The 12,469-nt window shown below is 66.9% G+C and carries 14 protein-coding genes; 10 read left to right on the top strand and 4 right to left on the bottom strand.

Translation table 11 applies throughout. The features are described from left to right. Positions 1-2 precede the first annotated feature (2 nt). From hutH to OU994_RS29555, 7 genes are all read left to right on the top strand, one after another. A complete protein-coding gene (gene hutH, locus OU994_RS29585; RefSeq protein WP_373922638.1) occupies positions 3-1,589 on the top strand; it encodes a histidine ammonia-lyase in 1,587 nt (528 codons plus the stop codon). A 10-nt stretch (positions 1,590-1,599) separates the two neighbouring features. Then, on the top strand, positions 1,600-2,415 hold the full coding sequence (hutG, locus tag OU994_RS29580; protein ID WP_281608803.1) for an N-formylglutamate deformylase: 816 nt from the start codon (positions 1,600-1,602) through the stop codon (positions 2,413-2,415). Continuing rightward, positions 2,412-3,827, top strand: a complete 1,416-nt coding sequence (locus OU994_RS29575; RefSeq protein WP_281608802.1) for a formimidoylglutamate deiminase — start codon at positions 2,412-2,414, stop codon at positions 3,825-3,827. The genes hutG and OU994_RS29575 overlap by 4 nt, the downstream gene beginning before the upstream one ends. Then, positions 3,824-4,429, top strand: a complete 606-nt coding sequence (locus OU994_RS29570) for a HutD family protein (RefSeq protein WP_281608801.1) — start codon at positions 3,824-3,826, stop codon at positions 4,427-4,429. Before OU994_RS29575 ends, OU994_RS29570 begins: the two co-directional genes overlap by 4 nt. Beyond that, positions 4,426-5,685: an imidazolonepropionase gene (hutI, locus tag OU994_RS29565; RefSeq protein WP_281608800.1), complete on the top strand. Its 1,260-nt coding sequence runs from the start codon at positions 4,426-4,428 to the stop codon at positions 5,683-5,685. The genes OU994_RS29570 and hutI overlap by 4 nt, the downstream gene beginning before the upstream one ends. Then, positions 5,658-7,211, top strand: a complete 1,554-nt coding sequence (locus tag OU994_RS29560; protein WP_281608799.1) for a glycine betaine ABC transporter substrate-binding protein — start codon at positions 5,658-5,660, stop codon at positions 7,209-7,211. Before hutI ends, OU994_RS29560 begins: the two co-directional genes overlap by 28 nt. Positions 7,212-7,651: 440 nt before the next feature. Then, on the top strand, positions 7,652-8,401 hold the full coding sequence (locus tag OU994_RS29555) for an IS1595 family transposase (protein WP_373922504.1): 750 nt from the start codon (positions 7,652-7,654) through the stop codon (positions 8,399-8,401). Positions 8,402-8,503: 102 nt separating this feature from the next. Here the strand turns inward: OU994_RS29555 and OU994_RS29550 are convergent, their stop codons facing one another. Together OU994_RS29550 and OU994_RS29545 are read right to left on the bottom strand one after the other, a co-directional pair. Then, complete coding sequence (locus OU994_RS29550) at positions 8,504-9,004, bottom strand: GNAT family N-acetyltransferase (protein WP_281608798.1); 501 nt, start codon at positions 9,002-9,004, stop codon at positions 8,504-8,506. Further along, positions 9,001-9,963, bottom strand: a complete 963-nt coding sequence (locus tag OU994_RS29545) for a DMT family transporter (protein WP_281608797.1) — start codon at positions 9,961-9,963, stop codon at positions 9,001-9,003. The genes OU994_RS29550 and OU994_RS29545 overlap by 4 nt, the downstream gene beginning before the upstream one ends. A gap of 167 nt (positions 9,964-10,130) precedes the next feature. Between OU994_RS29545 and OU994_RS29540 the strand changes: the two genes are divergently transcribed. Next, positions 10,131-10,262, top strand: coding sequence for a hypothetical protein (locus OU994_RS29540; RefSeq protein ID WP_281608796.1), 132 nt, complete (start codon positions 10,131-10,133; stop codon positions 10,260-10,262). Between the two features lie 9 nt (positions 10,263-10,271). Here OU994_RS29540 and OU994_RS29535 read toward each other — a convergent pair whose 3' ends face one another. Then, entirely contained in the window at positions 10,272-10,724 is a 453-nt protein-coding gene (locus OU994_RS29535) for a DUF962 domain-containing protein (RefSeq protein ID WP_281611753.1), read from the bottom strand. A 170-nt stretch (positions 10,725-10,894) separates the two neighbouring features. Between OU994_RS29535 and OU994_RS29530 the strand changes: the two genes are divergently transcribed. Next, on the top strand, positions 10,895-11,392 hold the full coding sequence (locus OU994_RS29530) for a DNA-deoxyinosine glycosylase (protein ID WP_281608795.1): 498 nt from the start codon (positions 10,895-10,897) through the stop codon (positions 11,390-11,392). Between the two features lie 14 nt (positions 11,393-11,406). Here the strand turns inward: OU994_RS29530 and OU994_RS29525 are convergent, their stop codons facing one another. Next, on the bottom strand, positions 11,407-11,643 hold the full coding sequence (locus OU994_RS29525) for a hypothetical protein (RefSeq protein ID WP_281608794.1): 237 nt from the start codon (positions 11,641-11,643) through the stop codon (positions 11,407-11,409). Positions 11,644-12,207: 564 nt separating this feature from the next. On the opposite strand from OU994_RS29525, the gene infA reads away from it, so the two are divergent. Continuing rightward, positions 12,208-12,468 (top strand): translation initiation factor IF-1, encoded by a 261-nt coding sequence (gene infA / locus OU994_RS29520; RefSeq protein ID WP_131143826.1) that lies wholly within the window; start codon positions 12,208-12,210, stop codon positions 12,466-12,468. Position 12,469: the final 1 nt, after the last annotated feature.

The following is a 12,469-nucleotide window of genomic DNA, read 5'->3' as shown; positions in this document are numbered from 1 at the left end:
AGATGACCCCGACCTCGACCTCGACCTCGACCCCGACACCGACCCTGATCCTGATTCCCGGCCGGCTGGCCCTGGCCGACCTGCGTTCGGCGTGGATGGCCCATGGCCCGATCGCGCTGGCGCCCGAAGCGTATCCGCAGATCGATGCCGCCGCCCGGGCCGTGCAGGCGATCGTGCAAAAAGGCGACGCCGCCTACGGCATCAATACCGGCTTCGGCCTGCTGGCGAGGACCCGTATTCCGGACGACCAGCTGGAGCAGCTGCAGCGCAACCTGATCCTGTCGCATTCCGTGGGGACCGGCGAGCTGATGGCCGACCATGTGGTGCGCCTGCTGATGCTGACGAAGATCGGCAGCCTGGCGCGGGGTTTTTCCGGCATCCGCGCCAGCGTCATCGACACGCTGGTGGCCCTGTACAACGCCGGCATCATGCCGGCCATCCCCGTCAAGGGCTCGGTCGGCGCCTCCGGCGACCTGGCGCCGCTGGCGCACATGACGCTGGCGCTGCTGGGCGTGGGGCCGGTGCGCGTGAAGGGCGAGCTGATGGAGGCGCACGAGGCGCTCGCCGCGGCCGGCATCGCGCCCGTGGTCCTGGCGCCGAAGGAGGGGCTGGCGCTGATCAACGGCACCCAGGCCTCCACCGCGCTGGCGCTGCACGGCCTGTTCATGGCCGAGCGGCTGCTGGAAGCGGGCATCGTCACCGGTTCGCTGTCCCTCGATGCCGCCAAGGGCAGCGATGCGCCGTTCGACGCCCGCGTGCACGAGGTGCGCGGCCAGCCGGGCCAGATCGCGGCCGCGGCGATCTACCGGCAGCTGGTGGCGGGCAGCGCGATCCGCGCCTCGCACCTGCTGGGCGACGAACGGGTGCAGGACCCTTACTGCCTGCGCTGCCAGCCGCAAGTGATGGGCGCCTGCATGGACCTGATCGGCAATGCCACCCGCACCCTGCTGATCGAGGCGAACGCCGTCACCGACAATCCGCTGCTGTTCCGGGAAAGCGGCGATACCGGCGATACCGTCACGATCGTTTCCGGCGGCAATTTCCATGCCGAGCCGGTGGCGTTCGCGGCCGATACGCTGGCACTGGCCATCGCGGAAATCGGCAGCATCGCCGAACGCCGCATCGCGCTGCTGATCGATGCCACGCTGTCCGGCCTGCCGCCGTTCCTGGTGCGCGAACCGGGCGTCAATTCCGGCTTCATGATCGCGCACGTGACGGCCGCCGCGCTGGCCTCGGAAAACAAGTCGCTGGCGCACCCGGCCAGCGTGGACAGCCTGCCCACCTCCGCCAACCAGGAAGATCACGTGAGCATGGCCACGTTCGCGGCGCGCCGGCTCGACGAGATGGCGCACAATACGGCGGCCATCGTCGGCATCGAGCTGCTGGCGGCCGCCCAGGGCATCGATTTCCACCGGCCCCTGAAGACATCGCCGCACCTGGAACACGTGCATGCCCAGTTGCGCCGGCAGGTGCCGTTCTACGATGCGGACCGTTACTTCGCACCCGATATCGAGGCGGCGAAACGGCTGGTGCTGGAGGGCGCCCTGTCCGCCGACTGCCGCCAGCTGTTTACCCCGCTGCATCCCTGAGGAGGCCCGCTTGCAGACCGACAGCGCCAACTACCATGCCGAGGCGGGCACGCTCCCGCTGCTGGTGTCGATGCCCCACGTGGGCACCGCCATCCCGGACGATATCGCCGCCGCCATGACGCCGGCGGCCCTGCTGAAGGCGGACACCGACTGGCACCTGCGCGAGCTGTACGGTTTCGCCCGGGAGCTGGGGGCATCGACGCTGGCGGCGCACTGGTCGCGCTATGTGATCGACCTGAACCGCCCGGCCGACAACGCCAACCTGTATCCGGGCCAGGACACCACCGGCCTGTGCCCGCTCGACACCTTCGCCCGCGAACCGCTGTACCAGCCGGGCCGGGCGCCGGACGACGCGGAAGTGCGGCGCCGCCTCGCGCTGTACTGGCAGCCGTACCACGAAGCCTTGCAAGCCGAGCTGGACCGGCTTCTGCGCCTGCATGGCAGGGTGGTGCTGTGGGAAGCGCACTCGATCGCGTCGGTGGTCCCGCGCTTCTTCGAGGGCAAGCTGCCGGACCTCAATTTCGGCAGCGCGGATGGCGCCAGCTGCGCCCCCGCGCTGATGGAAGCCGTGACCGGCGCCGCGCGGGCCGATGGCCGCTACACGATCGCCGTCAACGGCCGCTTCAAGGGTGGCCACATCACGCGCATCCATGGCAGGCCCGAGGCGGGCATCCATGCCTTGCAGCTGGAAATGTGCCAGAGCACCTACATGAACGAGACCGCGCCCTTTGCCTGGCGCGCCGACCTGGCCGGGCAGGTGCAGCCGCTGCTGCGGCGGATGCTGGGCGCGGCGGCGGCATGGGCCGGCGAGGGGAGCACGGCGTGACGGCCCTGTTCGCACGCCACGCGCTGTTGCCGGACGGCTGGCGGCGCGACGTGCTGCTGGAATGGGACGGCGATGGCCGCTTTACGGCGGTGAGCGCCGATGCCGGCGCGCTGGCCGCCAGTCGCGCGGCCGCCACCGCCCCTATCGAGACGGCGGAATATGTGTTGCCCGGCATGATCAACCTGCACTCGCACAGCTTCCAGCGCGCGCTGTCGGGACTGACGGAAATCGCCGGGGACGACCCGGGATCCACCGGGGACAGCTTCTGGACCTGGCGCGACCTGATGTACCGCTTCGCGCTGGGCATCACGCCCGAGCAGATGGAAGCCATCGCCGCCCAGCTGTTCGCCGAATGCCTGCGCCATGGCTACACGTCGGTGTGCGAATTCCATTATGTGCACCGCGCGCCCGATGGCGCGTTGTATCCGGACGTGGCCGAGACCGCGCGGCGCGTGATCGCCGCCGCCCGCCACGCCGGCATCGGCATCACCATGCTGCCCGTGCTCTACAGCTACGCCGGTTTCGGCGACGCGGCGCTGCGCGATGAACAGCGCCGCTTCCGCTCCGGCCCGGCGGACGTGCTGGCGATCGTGGCGGCCCTGGAACCGCTGCGCGACACGATGGTCGAAGTGGGCGTGGCCCCGCATTCGCTGCGCGCCGCCTCGATGGCGCAGATCCGCGAACTGCTGGCGGCGCTGCCGCCGGAGCGGCCGGTGCACATCCATATCGCCGAGCAGGTGGCCGAAGTGCGGCAATGTGTCGACCATGGCGGGCGCCGCCCCGTGCAGTATCTGTACGATAATCTGGCGGTCGATGAGCGCTGGTGTCTTGTGCATGCCACGCACCTGGCCGATGATGAAGTGGCGGCGATTGCCGCCAGCGGCGCCGTCGCCGGGCTGTGCCCCACGACGGAAGCGAACCTGGGCGACGGCCTGTTCCCGCTCGCCCCGTTCCTCGCGGCGGGCGGCCGGTTCGGCATCGGCAGCGACAGCCACGTGTCCACAGGCACGGTGGAAGAACTGCGCTGGCTCGAATATGGCCAGCGGCTGGCGGGGCAGCGGCGCAACGTGGCCGTTGCAACGCACGCAATGAGAGCAACGGATGAGCGCCGTGTCGGCGACCATCTCTGGCGCGCCGCCCTGGCCGGGGGCGCGCAGGCCGCGGGAAGGCGGGTGGGCGCGCTGGCGCCCGGCTACAGCGCCGACCTGCTGGTACTGGACGAGGCGCATCCGAACGTGTCCGCGCCGCCCGAGCTGCTGAACGGCTTCATCTTCAGCGGCAACGACAACCTGTTGAAGGATGTGCTGGCCGGCGGGCAGTGGGTGGTCCGCGGCGGGCAGCACGTGGCGCAGGCGGCCATCGCCGCGCGCTTCAAGGAAACGTTGACCAACCTGCGCGAGCTGCGATCATGACCACGCTGATACAGTATGCAAGCCTGCATCCCACGCCCTGGAAGAATGGCGGCGGGTGCACCACCGAGATCCTGGCGTCGCCGCCCGGCGCCACCCTGGACGATTTCGACTTCCGCATCAGCCTGGCGACGATTGCCCAGAGCGGCCCGTTTTCCACCTTTCCCGGCGTCGACCGCACGCTGTCGCTGGTCGATGGCGGCAGCGTGGTGCTCGACGTGGGCAACGAACGCCGGGTGGCGCTCAGCGACCGCGAACCGGTGGTGGCGTTCCCCGGCGAGATGCCGGTTTCCGCCACCGTGGACGGCATCCCCACCGTGGACTTCAATGTGATGACGCGGCGTGACCGCTGTTCGCACCAGGTGGAGCGCCGCGTGTTCCGCGATTACTCCGAGCTGGAGCGGCGCAGCGCCCTGACCGTGCTGTTCCTGGCCGACGGCGACACGCTCACCGTGCACAGCGAGCGCGAACGCATGTCCATGGTGCGCTTCGATGCCGTGGTGCTCGACCGCGACGAGAACTGGGTCCTGGAAGCGCCGCAGGCCACCGTCTACATCGTCGACATCATTCCCGAGGAAGACGAGGAAGGAACCACCTGGCAATGAGTGGATGGGACCTGCTGATCGAGAATGTCCACCTTGCCACCCTTGCCGCCCTTACCGGCACGGCGGGCGTAGCGGGAGAGGGCGGCGAATACGGCACGGTCCCCGATGGCGCGATCGCCGTGCGCGATGGCCGCATCGCCTGGCTGGGGCCGCGCACCGAAGCGGCCGAGCACGGCAGCGCGGCGCAAGTGCGCGACGGGCATGGCTGCTGGCTCACGCCGGGATTGATCGACTGCCACACGCACATCGTCCACGCCGGCAACCGCAGCGACGAGTTCGAGGCGCGCCTGAACGGCGCCACCTATGAAGACATCGCCCATGCGGGCGGCGGCATCATGTCCACCGTGCGCGCCACGCGCGCGGCGGACGAGGAGACCCTGCTGGCGCAAAGCCTGCCGCGCATCCGCAGCCTGCTGGCCGAAGGCGTGACGACGCTGGAAATCAAGTCCGGCTATGGCCTCGACCTGGAAAACGAAGCGAAGATGCTGCGTGTGGCGCGCCGCGTGGCCGGCGAGCTGCCGGTGCGCGTCGCCACCACGTTCCTTGGCGCCCATGCGCTGCCGCCGGAATATGCCGGCCGGGCCGACGGCTATATCGACGCGGTGTGCGCGATGATTCCCGCACTCGCCCGCGAAGGGCTGGTGGACGCGGTGGATGCCTTCTGCGAGCGCATCGGCTTTACCGCGGCGCAGACGGAACGCGTGTTCGAGGCCGCCCGCCAGGCGGGGCTGCCGGTGAAACTGCATGCGGAACAATTGTCGGACCAGGGCGGCGCCGAACTGGTGGCGCGCTACCGGGGGCTGTCCGCCGATCACCTGGAGCACCTGGGCGAAGCGGGGATCGCCGCGATGGCGGCCAGCGGCACGGTCGCCGTGCTGCTGCCGGGGGCGTATTACTTTCTGCGGGATAATACGCCACCGCCGGTCGCCGCCTTGCGCGCGGCCGGGGTGCCGATGGCGGTCGCCACCGACAACAACCCGGGAACTTCACCGATGACATCCCTGCTGCTGGCACTGAACATGGCTTGCACCCTGTGGCGCCTTACGCCGCGCGAAGCGCTGGCCGGGGCCACGGTCCACGCCGCCCGCGCGCTAGGCCTGCATGGCGACATCGGCACGCTGGAAGTGGGCAAGCGCGCCGACTTCGCGCTGTGGCGCATCGCCCGTCCGGCGGACCTGTGCTATGCGATCGGCTTCAATCCCTGCGCGGCGGTGGTCAATGGCGGGGTATGGCGGACACCGGTGGCCGCTGCGTGAGGGCCGCTGTCGTCGTTGTCCTGGCAGCCTGGTCGCTGCTGTGCGGTTCGCTGGCCCGGGCCGATGACGGCACGCTGCGCATCGGCTCCAAGCGCTTCACGGAATCCTATATCCTGGCCGAGGTGGTGGCGCAGACGGCCGCACCGCAAGCGAAGGTCGAACACCGCCAGGGACTCGGCAATACAGCCATCGTGCTGGCGGCGCTGAAGAATGGCAGCATCGACCTGTACCCCGAATACGTGGGCACGATCGACCAGGAAATCCTGAAACGCGGCACGCAGGACAAGCAGCCATCGAGCCTGGAGCAGATGCGCCGCGAGCTGGCGGCAATGGGCTTCGGCATCGCCGTGCCGCTGGGCTTCAACAATACTTATGCGCTGGCGGTGCGGGGCGACGCCGGCATCGCCACGCTGTCCGACCTGGCACGCCAGCCCGCGCTGCGCTTCGGCCTCTCTCATGAATTCATCGGCCGGGGCGATGGCTGGCCGGGCCTGGCGCGCCGCTACGGCCTGCCACAGCAGCCCCGCGGTCTCGACCACGGCATCGCGTACGAGGCATTGGCGGCGCGGCAGGTGGATGTCATCGACATCTATTCCACCGATGCGAAGATCGCCCGCTACGGCGTGACGGTGCTGCGCGACGACCGCGCCTACTTCCCCCGCTACGATGCCGTGCTGCTGTATCGCCTCGATGCCGCGCAGCGTTTTCCGCAGGCGTGGCAAGCCATCCAGGGGCTGGAAGGGAAGATCACCGAACGCGACATGATCGGCATGAATGCCGCCGCCGAGCTGGAAGGGCAGGCGTTCGCGGAAGTGGCGCGGCGCTGGCTGGCGCGGCAGGGAGGTGACAAGGCCGGCGGCAAGGGTGTTGGCACGCCGGAGCCGGCCGCCGCCCGGCGGTCCCTGGCGGGCGTGCTGTTCGGCCCGGACCTGGCCAGGCTGACGGGGCAGCATGTGCTGCTCGTCGCGCTGTCCGTGCTGCTGGCCGCCATCGCCGGCATTCCGCTGGGCGTGCTGGCCGCCTTCCAGCCGCGGCTGCGCCAGCCGGTGCTGGCGGTGACGGGGGTGTTGCAGACGGTGCCGTCGCTGGCCCTGCTGGCGATGCTGATTCCGCTGCTGGGTACGATCGGCATCGTGCCGGCGCTGGTGGCGCTGTTCGTGTATGCGCTGCTGCCCATCGTGCGCAACACCTGCACCGGCATCCTCGGCATCGCGCCGGGCTTGCGGCAGGCGGCACTGGCGCTGGGGCTCACGTCGCGCCAGCGCCTGTGGCATGTCGACCTGCCGCTGGCGCTGCCGGTCATCCTGGCGGGGGTGAAGACGGCGGCCGTGATGAGCGTGGGCACCGCCACCATCGCCGCCTTCATCGGCGCCGGCGGCTACGGTGAGCGGATCACCACGGGGCTGGCGCTGAACGACAACACGATGCTGCTGGCCGGCGCGCTGCCCGCCGCGGCGCTGGCACTGCTGACGCAGGGTTTGTTCGAGCTGATCGAGCGGCGCCTTGTCGTTGCAGGCAAGAAGTAAGCGTTTGCCCGCATCCCGTAAGCATTTGTAAAAGCCCGGGCAATGGCCGGGAGCGGGGGACTATATTGAATCCGTTGATTCACCCTCCCTCCCAACTGACAACTGGGTTACGCCACGCCGCCGAGTGCCGCGTGGCTTCTTTTTGTCCGGCGCTGTGCGCGCTAATTGGGGGAACTTCCCGCCGGAATCACGGTCTGACTTCCTGTTGAGATACTTCATGTATATCAGGAGGCGACATGGACACGGCGGAGATTCGCGTACTGATCGAAGCGTTGATGCAGCAACCGCTTTCAGAAGATCAGGTCGCGTTGCTGCAGGGCCTTCTTGCCTGCGTCGAGCAACCAGGGCAGTGTCATCGCCTGATCGAGGAAGCCGCCGGAAAGCCGCCGTGTCCGCATTGCGGCCGCGAGAAGTCTCACCGTTGCGGACAGGCTAGTGGCTTGCAGCGCTATCGCTGCGTGGCGTGCCGGCGCAGCTTTAACGCCCTGACCGGCACACCGCTTGCCCGCCTGCGCCTGCGCGACAAGTGGCTGCAATACTTTCGATGCCTGATCGAGTCGATCCCCGTGCGTTCGGCAGCCAGGCGCGTCGCGGTGGCCAAGTCGACCAGCTTTCGATGGCGCCACCGGTTCATCGCCGCCGTGCTCCGGGCACCACGTCCGCAGCTTTCCGGCATCGTCGAGGCTGACGAAACCTATCAGCTGGAATCACAAAAAGGCTCCCGGCATCTGAACCGCCCGCCCCGCAAACGCGGCGGCAAGGCCAGCCGGCGCGGCATCAGCAGCGAGCTGGACTGCATCCTCGTTGCCCGTGACCGCAACCGGCAAACGTGTGACTTCGTGACGGGCCGCGGCCCGGTCACTGCTGGCCAGCTGATGAAACACCTGAAGCCCGTGCTGGCGCCCGATGTACTACTCGTCAGCGATTCGGCCAAGGCCTACCAGGCATTTGCAAAGCAGGCCGGCATCACGCACGAAGCGATCAACGTGCGTGCCGGTATTCGGGCACGCGGTGCACTCCATATCCAAGGCGTCAATGGATGGCATAGCCGCTTCAAGACCTGGCTGCGGCGATTCAATGGCGTGGCCAGCCGCTATCTCGCCAATTACACCGGCTGGCAGCGCGTGCTCGATGCCGCCGAGCTGACGGCGCTGCGCCAATGGTTGCACATTGCCGTGGCGTCAGACTAGCTGATCAGCTCTTTTGTCGCGCTCGGCATGCAAGAAAGTTCCGTGATTAACGGCAAGGCTACTTAACGCGAACAGCGCCTTTGTCCCGGCCATTCTTTCCGATCAATCGTTCGATGCCAGCGCGGTCAGCGCATCGCCGGTGACCCGGCAGATGCGCCAGTCGGGCAGCACGGCGGCGCCCATCTTTTCGTAGAACGCGATCGCGTTGGCGTTCCAGTCCAGTACCGACCATTCGAAGCGTCCGCACTGCCGCTCGACAGCCAGCGCGGCCAGTGCCGACAGCATGCGCTTGCCGTAGCCGTGGCCGCGGCGGTCCTGCTTGACGTACAGGTCTTCCAGGTACAGGCCCTTGCGGCCGAGGAAGGTGGAGAAGTTGTGGAAGAACAGCGCGAACGTGACGACTTCGCCCGTCTCGCCGGCACCGGTTTCCTCGCCCACGATCGCCTCGCAGGGCGGCCGCGCGCCGAACAGCGCGTCGTGCAGCATCGCTTCGTCGGCGATCACCATGTGTTCCAGTTTTTCAAACACGGCCAGTTCGCGGATCATCGCGAGGATCGGGGCCACGTCGTCGGGGCGGGCAGGGCGGATATGCAGTGCGCTCATGAGGCTTTCTTCAGTAATTCAAGTTCGGGTTCGATGTCTGCAGCCGTTGCCAGCGCAGGTGCCGGTGCCGGGGCGGGCGCGATCAGCGCCCACGCCACGCTGGCCAGGCACAGCAGCATACCAAGGCATTCGATGACGCCGGGGCGGAAGTTTTCAAGGCGGATCGACAGCAGCACCGAAATCACCGGCGTGACCACGCCGATATACACGGCCTTGCCCGAGCCCAGCCGGTCGATCAGCGTGAAGTAGCAGGCAAACGCGATCACGGAACCGAACAGCGACAGGTAAAGCAGCCCGCCCCAGTAGCGCGCCGTTGGCGGCAGCACGAAGGGCTGGCCGGTCGCCACCACCCACCCCGCCACCAGCAGCGTGCCCCACAGCATGCCCCAGGCCATCGTCAGCAGCACGTTCGCATCGTGTTCGCGGACCTTCACCACGAGCACGTTGCCGACCGTGCTCGCCAGCGTCGCGACCAGCGCCAGCGTGAGGCCCAGCAGGAAGTGGCCCTGGCCGCCGGCGAGGATATCGCGCACGGCCCCGCCGATCGATTGCCAGAACAGCAGGATCACGCCGACCACGGAGATGGTTCCCGCCACCCACGTGCGCCACGACAGGGGCGTGCCGAGGATCATGCGGTTCAGGATCGGGTTCCAGAACACCATCAGCGCGAACAGCACGGCGACCAGCGCCGATACGAGGTACTGCTCGGAACTGTAGGTGCAGATGTAGCTGAGGCCGAACGTGGCGCAGCCTTGCAGGATGGTCCAGCGCTGCGCGCGCCAGGAGAGCCGCAGGCTGTCGCCGCGCAGCTTGCACCAGGCGAACAGCACAGCCGAGGCGATGGCAAAACGGTAGACCACGGAAACGGATGGCGGCACGTCGCCCAGCTGCAGCGTGATGGCCCAGAACGTGGACCCCCAGATCAGGCAGGCGATAACGAAAAGAACGGGAGTAGGCATTGCGCCAGTATAGGGCGTTTGCCAGGTCTTGCCCTAGAGCATCTTGAAGGCGCGGGTGTTGCTGTCACACCCGCGCCACTTGAGTGGTCTCAACCGAGATAAAGACGGCAACGGAAGTGAAAAAAACGCCATTAGGATGGAACACCCAACTCACCCATGACCCCGCCATGAACTGGATACTGAAGCTGAAAGTGATCACGCTGCTGGGTTACATCGGCGCCCTGGCGGCGCTCCTGATTACATGCGGCGAGGGGGCGCTGTCGCAGGTGATCATCCTGCGGCTGGCGTCGCCGTTGTGACGCCTCGACTCAATACGCGACGCGGAAGCGCCGGTACAGGAATCCCAGCACGAACAGCGGCCCGACCAGCAGGAAGCGGAGATCGTCTAGGAACGAGGGCTTCTTTCCCTCGATCAGGTGCCCGATGAATTGCCCCAGCCACGCCAGCACGAACATCACGATCGACAGCGGCAGCACCGCGATCGGCGGCAGCGCCGCCAGGATCCCCAGCATGACCAGTGCCATCACCAGCATCCCGGCCGCGAAGGGCCGCGACAGCTTCCAGTAATAGGCCAGCGCCGCGGTAGCGACTGCGGCCGCGGCCAGCGGATGCGCCGACCACAACAGACCCAGCAGCGAAAGCGCGATCACCGGCACGCACACGAAATGGATCCGCTCATTGGTCGGATCGCGGTGGCTTTCGGCGTAGCGGGCCAGCAAGGTGTCGATCGTCCGGCCACCCGGCGTGGTGTCGCCGGCCATCCGCGGGGTGGCCTGTCCGTGATGCACGATCTCCTCATGCAATGTCGCGCCAGGTAATGTCCCGGCATGCAACGTCGCGCTGTGCAGCGTCCCGTCGTCGATGCTCTTCGATTCGCTCATGGGCTCCCTCCTGTCGGGCTATTCTAGCGAGCGGCGTTACAATCCGGCGCATGGCTTCCCTACCGCTATTGACCGGCCTGGCGCCGGTGATCGATCCCGGCATCCGCATCCTGGTACTCGGCAGCTTTCCCGGCGCCGCGTCGCTGGCGGCGCAGCAGTATTACGCGCACCCGCGCAACCACTTCTGGCGGCTGGTGTCCGCACTCGTGGAAGAGGACCTGGTTTCCCTGCCGTATGGCGAGCGCCTGCCGCGCTTGCTGGCGCACCGCATCGGCCTGTGGGATGTGCTCGGCGCCTGCGAGCGGGAAGGCAGCCTCGATTCGGCGATCCGCAAGCCGGCCGCCAACGACTTCGACCGGCTGCACCAGCTGTGCCCGGAGCTGGAAACCGTGGGCTTCAACGGCCAGGCCTCCGGCAAGTTCGCCCCGCAGTTCGCCGCCGCCGGGTACCGGACCGTGGTGCTGCCATCGTCATCGCCGGCCAATGCGGGGATGACGTTCGAGCAAAAGCTGGACAGCTGGCGGCAGTTGACCCAGGCGACGAAGTGACGCAGCCATGTCATCTAGCCGCGTAGTCCCTCCAGGATCGTCATCGCCACGCGTTCCGCTTCCGCCTCGGCTGCCTGCTGGTCCATCAGCGCGAGGTCGGCCGACACGCGCCGCTTTGGGTGGAGTGCGGTCATGTGCATGGGGTTGGCCGAAGGTACGGAGATCGACACGTACGCGCCCCATTGTGCCGTGCCTTCCAGTGCTTCCCCCGTGAACTCGACCTCATAACTGTCAATGACTTTGATGGGCACGGGATTCTCCGGTGAGGAAGCGGGTTTGCACAGGATATAGCTTAGGCATCAAATCGCGTAAATGCGTTGTCCGCCAAATAACTACCGTCGTTGGCGCAGCCCCCCGCAACGCCCCGCTATCGGGCATGACGGGGACCAAAAATTTCTTCGCATAATTTTGTGCGCCGCACAAACCAACTTATGCTATACTTTGTTTGTCGGTGCATTTATATGCATCGATCGAAGCAGGCGACGCGAACAGGCAAGTGTAAAGCTGTGACGCGGCTGGGCAAGAAATGCCGCCTGCAGGGTTGTCGTTCCAGACTTTGTCGGATTTACACGCCGGCCGCACCAGGCAGATAGCCCGGGCGCCCCGGAGTTTCGCACCACGCAGATAGCATGGGCTGAAACAGCGATACAAGCATTGGTAGCACATTGAAACGAAGCCCGCAGCAAGCGGGCTTTTTTTTCCCCAATGCGCCCTCATCTACGTATCTCGCATTGGCAACGGAGGGCGTACTTTACCGTTGCTCATCCATTACCGCAGCATCCGTCCGCGCCATGCGGACATCATCGAAAGGGAATATGGCTAAAGAAGAACTGATCGAAATGAATGGTCTCGTCACGGAAATCCTGCCGGAAATGCGCTTCCGCGTCGATCTCGACAACGGTCACAAGCTGATCGCTTACACCTCCGGCAAAATGAAGAAAAACCACATCCGCATCATCGCGGGTGACCGTGTGACGTTGGAAATGTCGCCGTATGACCTGAACAAGGGTCGTATCACGTTCCGTCACATCGAAAAGCGTGGCCCAGCGCCAACGCACCAGGCACGCCGCCGCTGAT

It is taken from the genome of Pseudoduganella sp. SL102, from assembly GCF_027856995.1.
GTDB classification, from domain to species: domain Bacteria; phylum Pseudomonadota; class Gammaproteobacteria; order Burkholderiales; family Burkholderiaceae_D; genus Rugamonas; species Rugamonas albidiflava.
Note: the sequence above shows the minus strand (reverse complement) of the source record. Positions and strands in the feature narration are given on the sequence as shown.

Coding starts and splice junctions, on each gene's coding strand:
- hutI (WP_281608800.1), top strand. CDS start 4,426: ATGAGTGGATGGGACCTGCTGATCGAGAATGTCCACCTTGCCACCCTT.
- hutH (WP_373922638.1), top strand. CDS start 3: ATGACCCCGACCTCGACCTCGACCTCGACCCCGACACCGACCCTGATC.
- OU994_RS29560 (WP_281608799.1), top strand. CDS start 5,658: ATGGCGGACACCGGTGGCCGCTGCGTGAGGGCCGCTGTCGTCGTTGTC.
- OU994_RS29570 (WP_281608801.1), top strand. CDS start 3,824: ATGACCACGCTGATACAGTATGCAAGCCTGCATCCCACGCCCTGGAAG.
- OU994_RS29540 (WP_281608796.1), top strand. CDS start 10,131: ATGAACTGGATACTGAAGCTGAAAGTGATCACGCTGCTGGGTTACATC.
- OU994_RS29545 (WP_281608797.1), bottom strand. CDS start 9,963: ATGCCTACTCCCGTTCTTTTCGTTATCGCCTGCCTGATCTGGGGGTCC.
- OU994_RS29535 (WP_281611753.1), bottom strand. CDS start 10,724: ATGGCCGGCGACACCACGCCGGGTGGCCGGACGATCGACACCTTGCTG.
- infA (WP_131143826.1), top strand. CDS start 12,208: ATGGCTAAAGAAGAACTGATCGAAATGAATGGTCTCGTCACGGAAATC.
- OU994_RS29550 (WP_281608798.1), bottom strand. CDS start 9,004: ATGAGCGCACTGCATATCCGCCCTGCCCGCCCCGACGACGTGGCCCCG.
- OU994_RS29530 (WP_281608795.1), top strand. CDS start 10,895: ATGGCTTCCCTACCGCTATTGACCGGCCTGGCGCCGGTGATCGATCCC.